Consider the following 17,883-nt stretch of genomic DNA (forward strand, 5'->3'; position numbering starts at 1 on the left):
CGCGCTGGGCGGATGCAGGGAAGGTCTGTCCGTCAGGACTCCCCCTCCTCGGCGAAGCGCTGAAGGACCTGTCGGCCGAGCGCTTCGACGGTCGGCGCCCGGAACAGGTCGACGAGGCTGATTGCGATCCCGGTCAGCGCCTCGATGCGGTTGGTGACGCGCGTGGCGAGCAGCGAATGACCGCCCAGATCGAAGAAGTTGTCCCGGACTCCGACGCGGCGCACCCCGAGGATCTCCGTCCAGACCTCGGCGATGGCCTGCTCCACCTCGTTGCGCGGCGCCATGAAGTCGTCGCCCGGCTTATCCGCGTCCATATCCGGGGCAGGCAGGGCGCGACGGTCGACTTTGCCGTTGGGGGTCAGCGGCAGGGCGTCCAGGACTGCGATGACGCCCGGCACCATGTACCCGGGCAGGGTACGGCGGCAGTGCTCGCGCAGCGCCCCGGCCTCGACGCTGTGTCCGGGGGCCGGGACGCAGTAGGCGACGAGCCGTCTATCCCCTGGTGTGTCCTCCCGTACGGCGGCCACAGCGGACGCCACTTCGGCGTGCGCGACCAGTGTGGACTCCACCTCGCCCAGTTCGACGCGCTGGCCGCGCAGCTTCACCTGGGTGTCGATGCGCCCCAGGATCTCCAGGCCGCCGTTAGGAAACTGCCGTACGAGATCCCCGGAACGGTACATCCGCTCCCCCTTGGCGAACGGGTGGGGTACGAATCGCTCGGCCGTGAGCGCGGGCCGGTTGCCGTAACCGCGGGTAACCCCTACGCCCCCGATCCACAACTCACCCGGCACGCCGACCGGTACAAGCCCTCCGGCCCGGTCCATGACGCAGACCTGGGTGTTGGCCACGGGCTTGCCGATGAGGACAGGGCCCGGCCGGTCGAGCACATACGTCGTCGCAGTGATGGTGGTCTCGGTGGGCGCGTAGGTAGTGTGGATGGGCACATCGGTGACGGCGAACCAGTTGGCCACGGAACCCGGCGAGATGTGTTCGCCGGACAGGATGAGCAGCCGCAGCCACTCACCCGTGCCCGCGTCGGCCAGGAGGGGGATGACCTGCTCCCACAGTGCGATGGGCAGCTCAGCGACGGTCACACGCGCCGTGTGTAGGGTGGCGAGGACGTCCTGAGGGCTCCAGTGAGGGGCGTCACGCAGCACGAGGCTGCCGCCACACATCAATGCTGGGAAGATCTGCTCGGCGGCCGCGTCGAAGCTCGCGGAGGCGAACTGCAGCACGCGATCGCGCTCCGTCAAGCCGTATTGGCGCCGCATCTCCTGCAGGCGGTTGCTCAGCGAACGGTGGGTGAGCTGTACTCCCTTGGGCCGTCCGGTGGAGCCGGAGGTGTACAGCACGTAGGCGAGGTCGTCGGGTGTGGTCCGGGGCGCGGGATCGGTGTCCGGCAAACCCGTTGCCTCGCCGTCCTTGCCGACGAGGACCGTGGTGACGCCGTCGGGAAGCCGTCCCAGCTGCCGTTCCTGGGTGACGACCAGAGCTGCTCCGGCGTCCTCCAGCATGAACCGCAGCCGCTCGGCCGGATAGTCCGGGTCGAGTGGTAGATGGACTCCGCCCGCCTTGAGGACGCCGAGCAAGGACCAGATGAGCTCGGCGCCCCGCCCCACACACACGCCGACGGGCGTGCCGACGGTGACTCCGAGCCTCATCAGTCGGTGTGCGAGGGTGTTGGCGAGGGCGTTCACGTGCCCGTAGGTCAGGCTCTGGGCGCCGCAGCGCACGGCGACGGCGTCGGGAGTGCGCCTGACCTGGGCCTCCACCAGTTGGTGCAAGAGTTGGGAGTCGTCGTAGAAGCGCGTCGTGTCGTTGAACGGGCCGACGATGGAGCGCCGTTCCTCGGCGGTGAGCAGGTCGAGCTCCTGGACCCGGCGCTCCGGGCGTTCCCGCACATCGGTAAGCAGGACGGACAAGTGCGCGGCTAATCGCTGGAGTTCGGTCGCGTCGAACGTCCCCGCGCGGCCCTGCAGCGTCCAGTGCATCTCCTGTGCATCCCAGGAACAACCGAGCCGCAGTTTTTGCGGAGCCGCTTCGGGCGCGAGCGGATGAGGGACGGTCGCCTCGTAGGTGACGGAGCAAGCTCCGGCGTCGTGCGTCACTCGGCTGGCCTGTTCGATCAGCTGCCGGAACGTGGTGTCCTCGTCCGTGCGGCAGCGCAGCGGCCCGGACGCCGCGTCGACCTGCACCTCCTCGTGGCCGCTCCATCGCAGCAGCAGGGCCCAGAAGGCTGCGAGGGGCACTGCGGCCGGGGCGTGGCCCTCGCGCTGCGCCACCAGCCGCAGACCGCGAGCAGTGGCGAGGGGCAGACGGACGGTCGCCGATGTGCTCCATGCGTCGGTGGCGGGTGGTGCTGTGGCGGTGCCGGCGTGCGTCGTGTGCTCACTGCTCATCGAGTGATCCTCCAAGTGATCCCGCTGCTCAGCCACGCGCTGTCTCCAGCGGCGTGGTGATCCCCTTGACCGACGCGACCACGGTGCGCAGGCGGCGCGCCAGCATCGCGTAGAAGAGGCCGAGTGGGAACTCGTCGGGAAGTACGTCGTCGACGAGGTTCCGGGGCGGTTCCGTGAGGTCCAGGGCGCGACCACCCTGGGCCCAGGCCGAGGCGGGGTGGGGGGAGAGATAGGTGCACACGAGGTCGTACGCGGCCGCCCAGTGCACGACCTTCGGGCGGTTGACTCCGGACCGATAGAGCGACTCCAGTTCGCCGAGCAGCATGTCCAGCACGGTCGGCACGCGCTCCCAGTTGATGGTCAGCACGTTGTCCCACCAGTCGACCGCCTGATGTCGGTGCAGGTAGGCGAACAGCAACTGACCGCACAGCGCGTCATAGTTGCCGTCACGCTCACCGGTGACGGGAAAACGAAGCAACCGGTCGAGGACGAGCGCGAACTGGGCGTCACGCGCCTGCGGCACACCGTCCCGTTCCAGGTGACGGGCGTCGCGATGGGCCCGTAGCTCGCAGCGGAGTTCCTCCAGGGCGTAAATCCACTGAGGGCAGCGCTGCCGGACCAGGAAGGGATCGAAGGGGAGTGAACCCTTGTTGTGGCTTCGGTCGTGCAGGGTGTCCCACAACGCGAAGGCATGCATGCAGCGTTCGTGGTCCGTGAGCAGTTCCCGGGCGTCCTGCGGAAGCTCGAGTCGCAGGGTCTTGGCTGCGGCGGACACCACGGTGGCGAACCGGGCGGCCTCGCGGTCGCAGAACAGCGCACCCCAGTCGTACGAAGGTGGAGCGGAACGCACCGACACGGACTCCGGGAACAGTACGGCGGTGTGCGAGTCGAAGCCGTCGGTGAAGTCCTCGAAGGCCAGTGGTACCACGAGCGGGTTGTCGTAGCCGGCGCGCTCTACGTCCGCCAGCCACTGGGGCCAGACCACCCGCACGGCCAAGGCTTCCAAGAAGGACCCAGGATCGCCGTTCATCAGGCGCGTGGCGAACACCACGACATGGGGCAGGCCGTCCGTGCGCTGTGCGGCGGGCCGGAAGGCGGCCAGGGAGTCGAGGAAGTCGGGCACCCCGAATCCGTCGTCGGCCCAGCGGCGCAGGTCCTTCGCCACCGCGTGCAGATACAGCGCGTCGTGCGGCAGCAGCCCGGCCAGGTCCTGCACCGCGGCCACAGCGTCGTCGAGCAGGCGCCCGATGCGCTCTCGGTCGGGCCGGCCCTCGAAGTCAACCGAGCCGTCCGCGCATTGAAAGGCTCGCAGCTCTCCGACGGAATGCTTGAGAGACAGCCACGGCTCGGCTGTGGCCAGAGCCGGTACCTGCGCCGTCCCGGTGCTGCCGAGACCGGGACCGGTGGGGACGGTGGACGTCACGGGCGGGCCTCCTAGCAGGTGAAGACTCGTTCCGGCCCATGGTCGGCGCCCGCGTATCCTCGGCCCATCGGCCGCCAATCCGCCGGCTATCTCAGTGGCCGCAGGGCCCTGCGAGCAGCGCGTCTCCCAGGGCGGTCCGCCGGTAGACGACGGCGCGGCCCGTGCGGGTGCCCTCCACCACACCGGACCTGCGAAGCACGGCCAGGTGGTCCCCGACTGCGCCCAGGCTCATGCCCAGGGCCCGGGTGAGTTGGGTGGTGGTGACGGGACCGTCCATCGCGAGGAGGATCAGGGCCCGGGACCGGCCGAGCAGTGGCATCAGATGCGCAGCGGCCGGATGGGGTGCGGGAGCCGCCGGCCACAGTGCGGCGGCCCCGTCGGCCGGATAGACCACGGCGTTGCGCCAGGGCTCGTCCAGGCAGACCCACAGCGCGTCGAACACGTTGGGCAGGTAGAGGATGCCGCCCGCGCGCAGAACCTGGCGCTCGTCCGGCATGCCGCAGACCTCGATCACGGCCCCGGCCGGCCCGGTCCGCCACCGGAGCGTAGGTGCCAACTCGCCGAGCACCCCGTCCCAGCCCTCGGCGATCAGCCGGTCGGCACGGTGGGCGAGGTCACGCTGGAGGACGGCGCGCATCCGGTCCCAATCCGGGGCTACAAACTCCTCCCAGGCTAGGGCCAGGGCGCCCGCGAAGCGGCCCACGGGGTCGGGGGAGTCGAGGACGCGGGCGACCCCGGCGGGCAGTGCGCGCCCCTCGAAGACCCGCGCCACCTCCTGCCGGGCCCGCTCCGCGGGAGTCCGGCGCACCGCGGCCAGGTCCTGAGGAAACGTCGACGTGCTGCCCGTGGGCGGCGGCGCGATGAAGTCCGGGTTGTAGCCGCGGGCGTGCAGGACGGACATCACCGTCGCTACGTCCGGCTCGGCCTCGCACAGCGCACGCAGGCGCTCCCGGTGGCGGTCCGCCCACGGGCGCGCCGTCCAGGACGTGACCCGGCCGGACAGGACCAGCAGGGCCGCCACGACCTGGGTAATCGGAGAGATCGCGAAACGACTGGTTCCGAGGTCCCCCGTCCGCACCTCGATCCGCAACGTCACCCCGTCGGCCTTTCGTTCATGGACGAAACCCTAGGGGACTCCGGCCGCCCCGGCCATGGTGCTGTCCCCGGGGTCGCCCGGAGCCGCCGCCCTCATTGCCTGTCCCAGGAGACACGACATGCTGATCAACGACGACACCAGGCCGCCGCGCTACCGGGACGTCTTCCGTGTACGGGACTTCCGGGCACTGTGGGTGGGGCACGCGCTGCTCAACCTAGGCGAGGTGATGAAGGCCCTCGCCCTGGCGACGGTCGTCTACAGCCGCAGCGGCTCGCCGCTGCTATCCGGCATCGCCTATGTGGCGGGACTGCTGCCGCAGGCCCTGGGCAGCGCCGCCCTGCTCTCGCTCGCGGACCGGCTGCCGCCTCGGTGGACCATGGTCGGCTGGGACCTGGCCCGCGCGGCCGGAGCGGCGGTCCTGGCGCTCGATGTGCTGCCGGTGCCTGGGGTCCTGGCTCTGACCATGCTCTACGGCCTGCTCGACCCGGTGCCCGCCGCGATGAAGACGGCCCTGCTCCCGGAACTCCTTGGTGCCCGTTTGTTCGTGCAGGCCCAGTCCCTGATGAACGTCACCGTCGGCGCCGCGCAGATCACCGGCTTTGCCGTCGGCGGCGGTCTGCTCGCCCTGCTTGGGCCCATGGGCACCCTCTGGGTGGTCTGCGGCGGTGCCCTGCTGTCCGCCGCGGTACTCCGCATCGGCCTGCGCGTCCGGCCCCCTCGGGGGGAGGAGCCGGGCGCCGTCACCCCCGGCCGGGCATTCGCCACCACCTGGGCGGTCAACCGGGCACTGTGGGCGGACGTCCGGGTGCGCCGCCTGCTGCTGGCCCTCTGCCTGCCGGCCTGCTGGATCGTCGGCGCGGAGGCACTGATGGTCTCCTACGCCGACGAGATCGGCAGCTCCCAGGCGGTCGGAGCACTGCTCACCGCCGCGGCGGTCGGCATGCTCATCGGTGACGTCATGGTCGGCCGGTTCGCCACCCGGCGTCAGCGCGCCCGCTGGACGCTGCCGCTGGCCGTCCTGTTGGGTTTCCCGTATCTGCTGTTCGCCGCGCAGCCCGGCGTCGTCGTCGCCGCCGCTCTGGCTGCGCTGGCCGGCGCCGGGTTCGGCTACAGCCTGTGCCTGCAGGGGCCGTTCGTGAGCACGGTGCCCGTCGCCACGCGTGGCCAGGCCTTCGGGCTGGCGACCTCGGGCCTGATGTCCTGCCAGGGGGTCGCCACCGGCCTGACCGGGCTGGTCGCCGAGCTGACGCGGCCATCGGTGGGCATCACTGTGGCGGCGGCGGCCTCCCTGCTCTGCACGGCACTGCTGTACCGGGTGCTCAAGTCGCAGCCCTAACGAGGGCGTCGGCGCGGTCCAGCTCCTCCCGGTCGCCGAGGTACTCCCATCGCAGCAGCGACAGCGGCACATTTCCGTTGCGCCATAGATGGTTGTGGAAGCGCCGCAGGTCGAAGCGGTCCCCGAACGCGCGGCGGACGTCCGCCAGAAGGGCCAGCACCTGCGTCTTGCCGACCTGGTAGGAAAGACCCTGACCGGGCATCAGAGCGAAGAAGACGGCCTCATGGTGCGCGGTCGCGCGGTCCAGCGGGACTTCGCGGACCAGCGACTCCGCCGCCTCGGGTACGGTCAGGTCACCCACCGCGAGGCCGATGTCGACCCCCACCCGGGCGCTGCGCAGACGCATAAAGTTGTGCACGGTGCGACGGGAGACGGGACTGTCGTCGAAGAGGCCCGCCAGCAGCACCAGTTCCTCGTGGTAGAAGGCGATGCCCTCGTTGACGGCGGAGTCGTGGAAGTGACGGCGGACCGGATCGGGATGGCGCCAGGACATCGCCAACTGATGGTGATGCACGCCCTCGTGGATGATGCCGAGCCGGGGATCCTGCGCGTTGGCCCGGTCGAAGTAGGGGAGATCCGGACCGGGAGGCGGCACATAGCTGACCGCGTCCTCGGTGAGCCGGGCCGGGCCGGTCAGGTCGTCGGTGATGCCGAGCCAGCACAGTTCCGCGAGATAGTCCGGCATCGGGGCGGTGCGGTAACGGGGCAGGTCGGCAGGCAAGTCGAGCAGGGCCCGATCGCGGTAGAAGGCCCGCATCTGCTTCTCCGCGTCCGCGTGCCGGGCGCACTGCGTCGCCGTGTCCGGGGGAAGCGCGGGCTCAGCGGCCGGGGAGCCGTGGCGCCTCCCGGCCAGATCCGCCATCGTCGCGCGGTCGTCCTCGCGTCGGCCGAGCGCGCGCACCTCGGCCACGGTCCACGGCAGCAGGGCGACCTCGGCCAGATAGCGCTGGAAGGCGTGTTCGCCCACGGGTTGGTGGGGCGGCAGGCCGTTGACCCGCCTGCGCCAGCGCTCCCGGAAGGCGCCCAGGGCATGCGCGGCCGAGTCGGCGGCCGACAGCAGCTGCGGGGCCGTCCGGGGGAGGTGCGCGGCCAGATCCCGGGCGGCCCGCGTCAAGCGCGTCTCGATCTCCTCCAGCTCCCGGACGGTGAGAGCGGCGAACTCCGCCTCGGCCAGGTCCCGGGTGTTGCGCTCGGCCCAGCCCAGCACCCTGGGCACGTCGCGCAGATGCCGGAGCACGGCCTCCGCCCGGACCGGGCCGAACGGCGGCGGGGGCAGCAGCAGGTCGTACACGGCGCCGAGTGCCTGATCCACGTAGAAGCCGGGATGACGCTGCCACAGCCGCAGGGTCTCCAGTTCCCAGCCGGCGCGGGCGACGGCCGAGGCGATCAACCGGTGGTCCACCCTCACCGGCACCGGCGCCGAGCCGGGGGTGCGGATCGCCACGGCCTTGCGGAACTCGGCCAGCATGCGCAGGTGTCCGGCCACGCCCTCCGCGCTCCAGTCCGGAGTCCAGCCGGCCGGCCTCGCTAGCCGCGGGATGTCGTCCCGGGAGTGCGGACGCTGGGCGGCGCGCCAGGCCCAGAACTCCCGTGCGAGGTGGGCGACGGCCCGGCCCGCGGGATGATCAGCGACTGTCATGGTGGGCGATCACCGCTTCAAGGAGCACCTGGGCGCCCTGCGTCAGCAGCCGGTCGTCCGTGTGCTCGTGCGGGGAGTGACTCACGCCCCTGGTGCTGGGCACGAACACCATGGCGGTCGGGACGTGCGCGCTCAGGACGCCGGCGTCGTGGCCCGCGTAACTGTAGAGCGATCCCGCGGGCCGTCCGGTACTGCGGCACACCTTCTCCAGCAGAGTGCGTATGCCCTCGTCGAAGGCGACCACGGGTTTGTGCGAGAGCATCCAGTGCTCGATCGTGCAGCCGTCCTCGGCGGCGACAGCCCGCGCATGCTGCAGGACCAGGTCGGCGCAGCGCGTGAGGACGTCCTCGTCAGGAGAACGCAGTTCGAGCACCAACTGGGCCGCTCCCGGTATGACGTTGGGGGCTCCCGGGTCGAGCGTGAGCGAGCCGATGTTCCCCACCAGCGTGTCGCTGACCGACCGCATCAGGTCGTGAGCGCCGGCCGTGGCGCGCGCCAGGACCCGCCCGGCGTCCCTGCGTAGCGAGAAGGGTGTGGTGCCCGCGTGATTGGCTTCGCCCACCACCCGGATGAGATGGCGGTCCACGCCGACGATGCCGTCCACCACGCACAGTTCCTGGCCCGCCAGTTCCATGCGCGGCCCCTGCTCGATGTGCAGTTCCACGAAGGCGGACAGGTCGGCCAGGTGCGGGCCGGCGCACAGCGCGGTGGATCCGACCATGCCACCCGAGGACTCCGGCTGGGCGCCCTCCTCGTCCCAGAAGCTTACGATCTCCAGGGAGTCGGCGGCAGGATGTCCCTGTTCGTGCAGGGTGGTCAGCGCCTCCAGAGCGGCCATCACCCCGTAGGCCCCGTCCAGTCGGCCACCGGCGGGAACGGTGTCCGTGTGTGACCCAACCAGCAGCCGGCCACCGCGGACATTGGGGGTGTGGCCGAAGACGTTGCCGGTCTCGTCGGTCCAGGAGACGAGGCCGCGGGCGCGCAGTTGCCCGGCTAGCCAGGCGCGGGCGCGCAGGTCCTCGACGGAGCCCGCCACACGGTCGACGCCGCCGTCGGGGCGACCGCCGAAGGCTGCCAGACGCTCCAGCGTCTCCAGGAGGCGAGCGCCGGAGATCCTCGGTGTCATCAAGGTGTCCCAACCTTTCTGAACGGCCTGTGGCCGGAGAGCTGCGGGATACGTCAGTACCGGGCCGTGGCCGTACGACGGCCGTAGAGCACGTCCGCGACGACGCCGACCTGTGATGCGTGGAGCATCGTCATGTGGTCCCCAGGTGTCTCGTGCACGCTGAGGGAGCCGCGCACCAGCCGCCGCCAGTCAGCCAGGTAGCGCGAGTAGGAGACGCCCGAGGCTTGGGAGGGCGTACGGGTGTCGGCAGTCATGCACTCGGGCGTCACCAGGAGTTTCACGTCGCCGTCGTAGGGTTTGGGATGGTGCGCCACGAACGCCTCTAGCAGCAGGGCCGCGTTGCGGAGCACGTCGGCGGAGTCCTCCTCCCTGGCTTCCTCCGGCAGGTCCGACTCGGTGAGTACGCGGCGCAGTTCGGCGCGGAGCGGGCCGGTGTCGTCGTTCTGGGCGCCGGCTCTCCCTATGGCGTCGACGAGGGCGGCGGCCTGGCGGTTGGTGCGGGCGATGGAGGTGAGCACACGGACGGTGTGCGGATCGGGCAGGGTGGGCTCCAGCAGGATTAGCGGCTCGACCCGTTCTCCGGCGGCGCGCAGCCTGGTGGCCATCTCCAGCACGAGCATCCCGCTATAGGACCAGCCGAGCAGCCGGTACGGTCCGTGGGGCCGGGCGGCCCGGAGCTCCTTGAGGTAGGACTCGGCCAAGGCCGTCACCGTGCCGGGCGGGTTCGCCGAGCGGTGCAGATCCAGGGCGTGGAAGGCCAACAGGCCCTCGTCCGGGTGCATGACGTCCGCCAGGGTGGTGTACCAGTGGACGCTGCCGCCGCTGGGATGGACACAGAAAAGCGGGACGCCGCCGGTGCCCGGCCGCAGCGTCACCAGTGGCGAGGCCGCGGCCCGGTCCTTCTCGGCGGCGAATCCGGTGGGGAGTTGGGCGAGGGCGGCGATGGTGGGACGGGCGAACAGGTCCTGCATCCCGATGCGGAGGTCCAGTTCGCGGCGCAGCTGGGCTACGGCGTGCAGGGCGATGAGCGAAGAGGCTCCCAGGGCGAAGAGGTTGTCGTCGGCTCCGATCGACTGCACGCGCAGCAGGTCCCGCCAGACGGCGGCCACCGCTTCCTCGCGCGGCCCGGTGGGAGGCCGGGAGGCGATGCGTGCCGTGGGCTCTGGGGCGGGCAGCGCCTTGCGGTCGGTCTTGCCGTGTGGTGTCAGGGGGATGGCGGTCACGGACAGGTGGTGGGCCGGGCGCATATGGTCGGGCAGCAGACGGCTCAGGTGGGCGCGCAGGTTCGCCCGCCAGTCCTCGGCGTGGCCGTCCCGCAGCACCACCCAGGCGGCCAGTTCCGGGCCGTGCGCAGTGGGCACGGCCGCCACATGGGCGTCGATCACGTCCGGGTGTCGGGTCGCCGCGTGCTCGATCTCGCCGGGCTCGATGCGGAAGCCGCGGATCTTGATCTGATCGTCGGCCCGCCCCAGGAAGTCGACGTCACCGTCCGGCAGGAGACGGCCGAGGTCGCCGGTCGCGTACAGACGGGCACCCGGCACCCGGGAGAACGGGTCGGGCCGGAACCGTGCGGCCGTCTGCGCGGGCATGTTGCGGTAGCCGCGCGCCAGGCAGCCGCCGCCGATGTGGACCTCGCCAACGACGCCGACCGGCACGGGCCGCATCCGGTCGTCCAGGACATGCATGGTCGTGTTGGCGATCGGCTTGCCGATCGGCAGCAGGCTCGTCCCCTCCCGCTCCTCGTCGCAGGGTAGGGCGGTGTAGAGGGAGTTGGCGACGGTCGCCTCGGTCGGCCCGTACTCGTTGAGCACCACCGACTGCCGGTCCAGCTTCCGCCAGGCACGTAGCGTACGGGCCGGGAACGCTTCCGCTCCCACCACCATTACGCCCGCCAGTGTCCCGGCCTGCTCCGGAGTCAACTGCTCGGCGAGCAGGTTGAGGTGGGACGGGGTGAGCTTGAGGAAGGAGTACGGTCCGTGCGCGGCGAGTGCCGTCCCGAGGTCGGCCAGGTCGAGGCTCTCAGGAAGCACGTGCAGGGGCTGCCCGAGGACGAGCGGGGTGAGGATGTTCGGCACGACCGCGTCGAAGGCGACGGAGGCGAAGAGGGCCGCGCCGCCGGTGGGGAGCAGGGCGTAGCGGTCCACGCACGACTGTACGAAGTTGGCCAGCGGCCCGTGCTCAACCATGACGCCCTTGGGGCGTCCGGTCGATCCGGAGGTGTAGATGACGTAGGCCAGAGTGGCCGGACCGATCGGCGGCTGGGACGTCCGCGTCGAGGGCTCGGGTACGGCGTCGTCCCGGTCCAGTGTGTCCAGGCATACTACCTCGGCGGCCAGGTCTGTGAAACGGTCGGCGAACGCGCGCTGGGTCAGGACCACCCGTGCCCCGGTGTCCTGCAGTACGTAGGCTGCCCGCTCGGCCGGGTGGGCCGGCTCCAGCGGGACGTAGGCTGCGCCGGCCTTCCAGGTACCGAGGAAGGCCGCGACGAGTTGGGGCCCGCGCTCCAGGCACACCGCGACCCGGTCCTCGGTGCCCGTCCCCGAGCGGCGCAGCACGTGAGCGATCCGTTCGGCGAGGGCGTCGAGTTCGGCGTACGACAGTGTCCGTCCCGCGCTGACCACGGCGGGGGAGTCGGGGCAGGCCCCGGCGCGCTGCTCGAAGCGGGTGAGCACGTCGTCGGCGGGCGGTATGTGTGGGCCCCGGCCCATGTCGACCACCCTGCGGATCTCCTCCTCGGGGAGGACGGCCAGCCGCTCCACGGGTCGTTCGGCGTGGGCCATGGCCTGGGCGAGGACGTGGTCGAGGGACTGCTGCCAGCGCTCGGCGGTCTTTCGGGTGAACAGGTCCTTGCGGTACCCCAGCGACAGTTCCAGCCGGTTGGGGCGCTGGCGTACCGACAGGGACACGTCGAACTTGGCGGTGTCGGTCGGTACGTCGATCTCGTCGACGCGGACACCGGGCAGCGCGAGTTCCTGCCGGTCGGTGTTGTCCATCTCGCACCACACCTGGAACACCGGCGTGCGGCCGGCGTCCCGCTCCGGCGCCAGCGCCTCGACGACCTTCTCGAAGGGCACGTCCTGATGTTCATAGGCGTCGAGCAGCCCCTCCTGGACGCGTTCCAGCAGACCCGCGAAGGTCACCTCGCCGGACAGGTCGGTGCGCAGCACGACGGTGTCGAAGAAAAGGCCGATCAGGTCCTCCGTCTCGGTGCGGTCCCGCCCCGCCACGGGGAGCCCGACAGCGATGTCCCGGCTGCCCGCATAGCGCGACAGGACGGTCGTGAACGCTGCCACGAGTACCGTGAACAGGGTGGTCCGGCGGGCACGGGCGAAGGCCGTCAGCGCTTCGTACCGCCGGCCCCGCCACACCGCGTCGACGGTGCCGCCGCGCCAGTCCCGCTGCCTGGCTCGCGGCAGATCCGCGGGCAGCTCCAGCGGCTCCACGCCGGCGAGCCGCTTCCTCCACCAGGCCAGGGACTCGCCGAGGGCGCCGCTGTCGATCCGCTCTCGCCGCCGTGCGGCATCGTCGCCGAAGTGTTCGGCGAGCGGTTTGAAACGTGGGGACCTGCCCGCAGACAGCGCGGCGTAGGCCGCGCTCCATTCGTTCACTAGGATGCCCATGGACCATCCGTCTGTAATCAGATGATGGAGCGTGAGGACCACCGCGAGGTCGTCGTCGGCGAGGCGGATCTCAAGACAGCGCAGCAGCGGGGCCGAGGCGAGGCCGAAGGGGATCAGCGCTTCCGCGCGGACCGCCTCCAGGAGGGCCTCCTCGCGCGCGTCGGCCGGCAGCGCCCGCACGTCGTCGGTGCGCCAGGGCACGGCGACGTCCGGCTCCACCAGCTGAACGGCGCCGTCATCGGTCAAGGGGAAACGGGTCCGCAGCGGTTCGTGCCGTGCGGTCACCGCCTCCAGCGCCCGGCGCAGCAGCGTGGTGTCCAGCGTGCCACGCAGCCGCCAGGCGAGGGTGACGTTGAACTCCGGTGAGCCCTCGTTGACCATCGACAGCAGCCACAGCCGTGTCTGGGCGGGGGAGAGGGGGTACGTGCGGGCGCCCCGAGGGGGCACGGTCCGCTGAGCCGATCCGTCCATGACGCGTCTTCCTTGTCGGTAGGGCAACTGGGTCTGACCGGGTGTCACCGCAGCAGCAGCGTCCAGTGGTCTGGGTCCGCGGTCTGGCCCCGCTGGAGACGGAAGAGATGGCGGCGCGCACTGATCACGGTGGGACCGGGCTGCCCGTCGCCCACCGGCCAGCTCACGTCGCCCAGTCCGATCCGCCCCACCGGCTGCACCAGTGCGGGGCCGCCGCACACGAAGGCCTCCACGACCCGTCCCTGTCGGCTGAGCCGGTACCACTGCGCCGCCGATAGGCTGCGCTCGCTCACCCGCAGTCCCCAGCGCGGGGCGAGGGCGGTGACGCTGGCCCGGGCGAGCGCCGACACGTCGTCCGCCGGGGTGGGGGCGAGCACCAGGCGCCGGCCGACGCTGTCGACCCAGCACAGATGCAGCCCACCGCGGGCCCCCGGATCCCAGCGCAGGTGCAGGGGCAGGAAACCCATCCCGAACGCGGAGGGCAGGAGATACGCCCGGAGCCGGAAGACCCAGTGGTCGTGACCGCCCTCGACCATCAGGTCCGGGCGCAGATAGACGCCGGACTCCGGTCCGCGCAGCAGCGGTCGGCAGCGGTGCGCCAGGTGCGCGACCGCTTCGAGGAACTGCGCCGGAGGGAAGTCGGGGAACCCGCGGTGGCGGACGGCGCGGGCGAAGCGGTCGGCGAAGAAGTCGGCCCGCAGCGCCGCAAGCGCCCCGTCGGGCCGCAGACACACATGCACCCCGGCTTCGGGCCGGAACGCGGTGGCGATGTGGTGGTCATCGCGGCAGGGCGACGGCTCGTGGCGCCAGCCGGCCCCAGCCCGCATGCCGAGGCGGACGACACCGCACGGGGGCGCCCCGGTCGGGCTGCGGTACGAGCGCCGCGGTACGGCGACACCAGGCTTGCCCACCTCCGCCGACCTCCACCTCGTCCGTCCGGTCGGTCTGTTCCTCGGGCCGAGTGTCGGGGCTGCGCTATCGCCCGCGTATCGCACGACGATCCTGTGGCTTTCGAGGACGCGGGTGAGCGGGCGTGATAGCCCTTCGATAGGGCGTCGAAACCAGCGGGGCGGACGCTGGGGCGCCCCCTCCTTCCGCCTGACTGGAGCAGCCAGTGACCGATCCCGCAGAGTTGTTCGTGGTCCCGCTGGCACGCCCTCACGCCCTCCGACGCCTCGTCTGCATGCCGCACGCCGGGAGCGGGGCCGGCTACTACCGGCGGTGGAGCCGGCTCCTGGACGAGTCCGTCGAACTGTGGATCGCACAGTACCCGGGCCGTGAGAACCGCTTCGACGAGCCGATGATCAGCAGCATGGACGTCCTCGCAGCCGAGTTCGCGGATGGCGTTGCGCGGACGGAGGTACCGGGACGCGACACCGCGCTGTTCGGACACAGCATGGGTGCGGCCGCCGCCTACGAGGTGGCGCGCATCATGGAGGGCCGCGGCATGGATCCGGCGCATGTGTTCGTCTCCGGGCGTCCGGCGCCGAGCGCCGACCCGGTGGTCCCCGCCCGCCTCATGAGCGACGAGGAGATCGTCGCTGAGGGGGAGCGGCACGGTGGGGCGGCCCAGGAGATCTTTGACGACCCCGATCTGCGCGCCCTCGTCCTCCCCGTGCTGCGCAACGACTACTTACTCATCGACTCGTATCGCTCACCTGACGGGCCGGTACTGCGGGCGGGCGTGACCGCGCTGGTGGGGGACCGGGATCTGCGGGTGCCGGTGGACGCGGTGCGCCGTTGGCGCGACCACACACGGGGCGCCTTCCATATGACGGTGCTGGAGGGGGATCACTTCTTCCTGCGGCCACGTGAGCACGAGGTGATGGACGTGCTGCACCGGGGGCTCGGCGCGGCCGTGGCGCCGTAGCCCGAGCGGTTGCGCGGCCGGCGTCACCGCCCGGCGCTGAGACACATCAGTCCGTACGCGTATCCCTCGGCGAGCGCCTGGCACGACGCGCCGACGGCGTCGCCCGCTGCGCCGACCGTCACCCAGTCGATGTCATCCGCGCGGAAGGTCGCCAGGACCCGGGTGAGCGCGCCGGCCGGCTCGGCGCCGATGGACGGCCGGACGGTGACGGCCCGCCAATCCACCAGCGTGACGCGCGCCGCCAGAGCCGGGTGGATCCGCTCCAGCGCGGTACGCAGCGCCCGGTCCAGGGCGTCCACGGCACTGGACCCCTCCGCGGTGCTGATGGTCCGCTCGCCCTTGGCCCACACCTTGACGGTGACCTCGCTCAGGACGCTGCCGTCGGCACGCTGGTCCACCAGGGACCGCCACGCCTCGACCGTGAAGGGGCGGGTCTCCTCGGTCGCCTCGGGCGCGGTCACCTCACGCAGCAGCAACTCCAGGGAGGCGTCGGCGAACGCGAAGCACCGGCCCCGAGCTTGTTCCTCCCGCACCCGGAGCAGCGCGCGGTCGGGCAGCGTGCCGTCCTGGCCGAGGTCGATGCCGAGCTCGTGGGCCTTGAGGGCGAGCGCGGCGGGCCCGGCGAACTCGTCGACGACCGTACGTCCGCCGTTGCCGACGCGTTCGGGCGCGATGTGCCGGTAGAGCTCGGGAGAGGCCTCGGCGACCGGGGGATGCAGCTCGACGCGGCGGGCGAAGACCGAGGCCCCGACGTACGGCTGGTGGTCGGCGGGCGGCAGACGGACGGTCCTGGCGACGGCACGGGACACCGCAGTCATCCGGCCGAGCGAGCCCTCGGGCAGCACGGTCCGGCCCAGTTTCAGCTCCAGCGCGGCCACGACCGGGAACAGGTCCGCGCAGCCCGCCCGTTCGCCGTAGCCGTTGGCGGTGCACTCCAAATGCGTGGCGCCGGCCTCGACGGCGGCCAGGGTGCAGGCCACCGCGCAGCCGCTGTCGTCGTGGGCCCGGATGCCGAGGCGGGCGCCGGTCCGCGCCCGGACGTCCCCGACCACGGCGCCCGTCGGAGCGGGGAGGGTGCCGCCGTTGGTGTCGCACAGCACGACCACTTCCGCTCCGGCCGTGTGCGCCGTGGCCGCCACCTCCCTCGCGTACCCCGGGTCCGCTCGGTGGCCGTCGAAGAAGTGCTCGCAGGCCACGAAGACCCTGCGGCCGTGGGCACACAGATGTGCGACGGTTTCGCGGAGCGCCGCCACGTTCTCGTCCGGTGTGGTGCGCAGTGCGAGCGGGATCTGGCGGATGTCGGCGGTGACCGCCACGCTGACGACAGGTGCGCCGCAGTCTAGTACGGCCTTCAGCAGCAGGTCGTCACCGGCGCCGCGGTCGGCCGAGCGCGGGGAGCAGTGCGCGACGAGCCGGGCGTGCCGTAGGACGGGTTCGGTGGCACAGCGGGCGAAGAACTCGGTGTCGCGCGCGCTGACCCCGGGACGGCCGCCGTCGATGAACCCCACCCCGAAGCCGTCCAGCTGCCGGGCGAGGGCCAGCTTGTCCGCGACGGTCAGTTCGATGTCCGGGTGCAGCGCGCCCAGGCGGGGTGTGGCGTCGAGGAGGTGGAAGCCCTCGGTCGTCTCAGGGGAGTCAGGCTCCATCGGCCGCCATCTCCCGCAGCGCCTCGGCGATGCGGTGCACGCCCTCGGCGATCACGGGCTCCTCACCGCTGAGGCTAATGCGGAAGCAGCGGCGCCCGTGCCCGTCCAGCGCGGGGTCGGACGCGTCGGTGAAGAAGTGACGGCCGGGCACCGCGAACACCCGCTTGTCCTTGAGCCTGCGATACAGCTCCAGGTCGTCGAACCAGTCGTGGTCCACCCACACCCAGCAGAACATCCCACCGGTGCCGGAGTGCAGCCGCCACTGCAGGTCCTCCGGCAGGTACTCGTGAAGCATCTTCTCCGCGAACCGGCGCTTGTTCTGGTAGTACGGCCCGATGACGGTGGCCGTGACGTGATCCAGCCGCCCCGTGGCCAGGGCACGGGCGACCATCGCCTGGGACAACTGGGGGGCGTGAAGTACTGAGTTGGCGAGGAATCCGGTCAGCGCGGAGATGTGGTGCGGAGCGCCGACGGCGAACCCGATGCGTTCCCCGGGCAGTCCGGCCTTGGAGACCGTGAAGCTGTTGATCACTTGGGGGTGCGGGGCCGGCTCGCTGCGCACATCGGCGATGCGTGGGAACGGGGCTCCGTAGGCGTGATCGATCAGCAAGGGCACGTCGAGCTCCGTCGCCACCTCCGTCAAGGCGTCCAGTTCGGCGCGCTCCACCGGCCGCCCGGTGGGGTTGCCGGGGCTGGAGACCAGCAGCATGCCCATGTCCCGCCGGCGGCGCAGCGCGTCGAGGTCCATGGCGTAGCGGAAGCGGTGCCCCTCCTCCCTGCGCACCAGCGGCGCCAAGCCCTCGACACCGCCCTCGTGCAGACACAGCCCCTGGTAGCCCGTGTAGTCGGGGACTAGGGGCAGCAGCAGGCGGCGGTCGCCGCCGCGGCCGGGGCCGGTGAACAGGGCGGCGGCCGCGAAGCACAGCATCTGGCTGCCCGGGCCGACGACGACGTTCTCCGGGCCGATGTCCCAGCCGTGGCCGGTACGGAAGTACTCCACCACGGCGTCGACCAGCACCCGGCTGCCCCGGGAGGGCCCGTATACGGCGCTGCTCCGCTCGAAGTCCTCGGCCAGGGCCTGCCCCGCCAGCTCCCGCCACAGGGCCGTGACCTCGGGGATGGCGGCCGGATTGCCGACGCTGAGGTTCAGCCACGGCCCCGCCGAGGTGTCGGCGCCGCTGAGGGCGACGTCCTCCATGATGCTGCGCAGTCCGGATGCCCCGGCCATCTTCGTACCGCAATGCGAGAGGTGCATGA

Annotated in this window: 11 protein-coding genes; 2 read left to right on the forward strand and 9 right to left on the reverse strand. The window is 71.6% G+C overall.

The features are described from left to right. Positions 1-32 precede the first annotated feature (32 nt). From AB0J12_RS34860 to AB0J12_RS34870, 3 genes are all read right to left on the reverse strand, one after another. The gene (locus AB0J12_RS34860; RefSeq protein WP_363268663.1) at positions 33-2,399 is read right to left on the reverse strand and encodes an amino acid adenylation domain-containing protein; all 2,367 of its coding nucleotides are present in this window, start codon (positions 2,397-2,399) and stop codon (positions 33-35) included. A gap of 28 nt (positions 2,400-2,427) precedes the next feature. Next, complete coding sequence (locus AB0J12_RS34865) at positions 2,428-3,822, reverse strand: DUF6421 family protein (protein WP_363268664.1); 1,395 nt, start codon at positions 3,820-3,822, stop codon at positions 2,428-2,430. A 91-nt stretch (positions 3,823-3,913) separates the two neighbouring features. After that, positions 3,914-4,843, reverse strand: coding sequence for a DUF5937 family protein (locus tag AB0J12_RS34870; RefSeq protein ID WP_363268666.1), 930 nt, complete (start codon positions 4,841-4,843; stop codon positions 3,914-3,916). 193 nt (positions 4,844-5,036) lie between these two features. Between AB0J12_RS34870 and AB0J12_RS34875 the strand changes: the two genes are divergently transcribed. Further along, positions 5,037-6,254: an MFS transporter gene (locus AB0J12_RS34875; protein ID WP_363268667.1), complete on the forward strand. Its 1,218-nt coding sequence runs from the start codon at positions 5,037-5,039 to the stop codon at positions 6,252-6,254. Here the strand turns inward: AB0J12_RS34875 and AB0J12_RS34880 are convergent. Genes AB0J12_RS34880 through AB0J12_RS34895 form a run of 4 tightly spaced genes read right to left on the reverse strand, consistent with a single transcriptional unit; the run spans position 6,238 to position 14,021 of the window. Further along, the gene (locus tag AB0J12_RS34880) at positions 6,238-7,893 is read right to left on the reverse strand and encodes a DUF885 family protein (protein ID WP_363268668.1); all 1,656 of its coding nucleotides are present in this window, start codon (positions 7,891-7,893) and stop codon (positions 6,238-6,240) included. The two genes, AB0J12_RS34875 and AB0J12_RS34880, sit on opposite strands and share 17 nt — an antisense overlap. Continuing rightward, positions 7,880-9,019: a Zn-dependent hydrolase gene (locus AB0J12_RS34885; RefSeq protein ID WP_363268669.1), complete on the reverse strand. Its 1,140-nt coding sequence runs from the start codon at positions 9,017-9,019 to the stop codon at positions 7,880-7,882. Before AB0J12_RS34885 ends, AB0J12_RS34880 begins: the two co-directional genes overlap by 14 nt. A 53-nt stretch (positions 9,020-9,072) precedes the next feature. Next, the gene (locus tag AB0J12_RS34890; RefSeq protein WP_363268670.1) at positions 9,073-13,110 is read right to left on the reverse strand and encodes an amino acid adenylation domain-containing protein; all 4,038 of its coding nucleotides are present in this window, start codon (positions 13,108-13,110) and stop codon (positions 9,073-9,075) included. Between the two features lie 44 nt (positions 13,111-13,154). Then, positions 13,155-14,021 carry a hypothetical protein gene (locus AB0J12_RS34895; protein ID WP_363268671.1) on the reverse strand — a complete coding sequence of 289 codons (867 nt, stop codon included), beginning with the start codon at positions 14,019-14,021 and terminating at the stop codon, positions 13,155-13,157. Positions 14,022-14,224: 203 nt separating this feature from the next. Between AB0J12_RS34895 and AB0J12_RS34900 the strand changes: the two genes are divergently transcribed. Continuing rightward, on the forward strand, positions 14,225-14,980 hold the full coding sequence (locus tag AB0J12_RS34900) for an alpha/beta fold hydrolase (RefSeq protein ID WP_363268673.1): 756 nt from the start codon (positions 14,225-14,227) through the stop codon (positions 14,978-14,980). Positions 14,981-15,003: 23 nt separating this feature from the next. Here AB0J12_RS34900 and AB0J12_RS34905 read toward each other — a convergent pair whose 3' ends face one another. Together AB0J12_RS34905 and AB0J12_RS34910 are read right to left on the reverse strand one after the other, a co-directional pair. Then, entirely contained in the window at positions 15,004-16,626 is a 1,623-nt protein-coding gene (locus AB0J12_RS34905) for an alpha-isopropylmalate synthase regulatory domain-containing protein (protein ID WP_363268674.1), read from the reverse strand. Next, entirely contained in the window at positions 16,616-17,881 is a 1,266-nt protein-coding gene (locus tag AB0J12_RS34910) for an aminotransferase class I/II-fold pyridoxal phosphate-dependent enzyme (RefSeq protein WP_363268675.1), read from the reverse strand. Before AB0J12_RS34910 ends, AB0J12_RS34905 begins: the two co-directional genes overlap by 11 nt. Between the last annotated feature and the right edge of the window lie 2 nt (positions 17,882-17,883).

The sequence above is a fragment of the Streptomyces sp. NPDC049915 genome, from assembly GCF_040656475.1.
Taxonomy (GTDB): Bacteria; Actinomycetota; Actinomycetes; order Streptomycetales; family Streptomycetaceae; genus Streptomyces.